1 protein-coding gene is annotated in these 421 nt (G+C 59.4%); it reads left to right on the top strand.

Translation table 11 applies throughout. The features are described from left to right. On the top strand, positions 1 to 421 hold a 421-nt coding region (locus DM374_RS32800; protein ID WP_157969826.1), incomplete at both ends, for an immunoglobulin-like domain-containing protein.

Genomic DNA, 421 nt, shown 5'->3' with positions numbered 1-421 from the left:
TGGTTCGGTGGACTTCATTGCCCCGAACAACGTGTTGAATACCAATACGCCGCTGACCAACAGCATCACTGGCGTGACTGGTGGTAACTACGAGCACCTGGAAACCGCAGGCACTCCGACCACCGTCGTGACCGACGATCCAGCGCGCCTGGACACCACCGGCCTGACCCTGTCGGCCACCGGTTCCGTCCAGGAAGGCGGCAATATCGTCTACACCGCCAAGCTGACCAACCCAGCCGGCACTGAGATGAAGATCACCCTGAGCAATGGTGAAACCATCACCATTGCCAAGGATGCGACTGAAGGCTCCGTCACGTTCGCTGCGCCGAAAGACACTGTTTATGTGGATGCGGGCAGCGTCAGCGTGACCATCACCGGCACCACTGGTGGCGACTTCGAGCATCTGGAAGTTAGCCCGACT

Source organism: Pseudomonas huaxiensis, assembly GCF_003231275.1.
In the GTDB taxonomy this organism is placed as follows: domain Bacteria; phylum Pseudomonadota; class Gammaproteobacteria; order Pseudomonadales; family Pseudomonadaceae; genus Aquipseudomonas; species Aquipseudomonas huaxiensis.
This window is presented reverse-complemented; position numbering and strand designations above follow the sequence as displayed.